Below are 1,282 nucleotides of genomic sequence, written 5' to 3'. Positions count from 1 at the left end.
TAGGATAAGTTCGCCCGTCGCGCCTGCCGCCGCAATTGCGCGGTCGAGCGCTGCTTCGCAGAAAGCATCCTTGCGCCGTTGATGCGTATTGGCGTCACTATAAGCGCTACGCTCATTGCCCATGCTTTGAAATGATCGACCGGGCCGAGGTTCGCTCAAGAGGCTGGTCCGAGGATTGTGAATGCGCGCTTGCTCGACCGCTTCGAGCTCGATCGCGTGCTCACTGCCGCTGTTGCGAAACAGGCATGTGTTTCCGCCATCAACGACTAATATGTAGGATCCCCGAGGCGTCGACATAGAAAGTTTCCTCAAAAGACGTTAATCCGTGAATAATATCTTGTAATATTCTTGCGTTAATTCACCGCCTGCGCAAAAAAACAGATATTATTTAATTGATGCTTTTAGCTCTGGCATCGTTATCATTGATGTCGTCGATGTCTTTGCAGAGCCCGGGATGGTTCTGGTTTCGTGTTCACCCGATACCTTGAGGAGGCCGCTGGCAATGGCGCGCGTCACAAGGTGGGCGCGGTTGCGCGCACGGACCTTAAGTCGCGTATTTTCAATATGGCGCTCTACCGTGCGCGGGGCAATCGAAACACGTTGCGCGATCTGCTTGGCCGATAGGCCGCGAGCGACAAACGCAAGAATCTCCAGTTCGCGCGCTGTGAGGCAAGCGCTAAATGCTTCGTTGGAAAGTGAGGACATCCGGCACCTCCTGCTTCGTCTACGAAACTTGCCAGACCAAAGCGCGCGCCTGGATGCAGTCCCGCGCTCCACCCCGATTTGGCTTGTGAGCCGTTTTGGTGAGTAGCAAAGCTGAAGCAGCGTGGCTGCTCGCAATATTACTTAATAGTCACAAAATTTTAAGGGAGATGCGGGGCTCCGGCGACGCCGTCTGAGAAATCCGGGAATTGGGGGTGGCGGGAACGACAAATTTTTTCTCCTTGCGCGCTGGATAACATTCGAGTCGTGCGGGAAAATGCCGTCGATACCCATGCTCGTGTAATAGGCGCACGCATACGTCGGTGAAATGAATCGCGCAAAGAGGTATTTAAGTTTACCTTGAGAAACATCTCCGCTAATCAAACGATTTGGAGAACTTAGTTATGTGTATCTTTGTAGAAGGACTAAGTAAATCTACCTACGTAACTTCGCATATATACTGTGCAGTGGAGAAATTTATTTCGATAATCTACTATCCGCGGCGGTCATGGTTAATAGAGGACTGTCATGGGAGGGAACCCCGAGCTCCACGCGGTGAGGCTCGCGATCGCGCGTTCCC

The 1,282-nt window shown here is 52.4% G+C and carries 2 protein-coding genes; both read right to left on the bottom strand.

Translation table 11 applies throughout. The features are described from left to right. A partial coding sequence (locus tag BGN95_RS07225) for a baeRF12 domain-containing protein (protein ID WP_286772109.1) occupies nt 1-297 on the bottom strand: 297 nt, incomplete at its 3' end. Between the two features lie 87 nt (nt 298-384). Continuing rightward, nucleotides 385-705, bottom strand: a complete 321-nt coding sequence (locus BGN95_RS07220; protein ID WP_286772108.1) for a response regulator transcription factor — start codon at nt 703-705, stop codon at nt 385-387. Between the last annotated feature and the right edge of the window lie 577 nt (nt 706-1,282).

The sequence above is a fragment of the Sphingomonas sp. 66-10 genome, from assembly GCF_001897045.1.
In the GTDB taxonomy this organism is placed as follows: domain Bacteria; phylum Pseudomonadota; class Alphaproteobacteria; order Sphingomonadales; family Sphingomonadaceae; genus Sphingomonas; species Sphingomonas lycopersici.
Note: the sequence above shows the minus strand (reverse complement) of the source record. Positions and strands in the feature narration are given on the sequence as shown.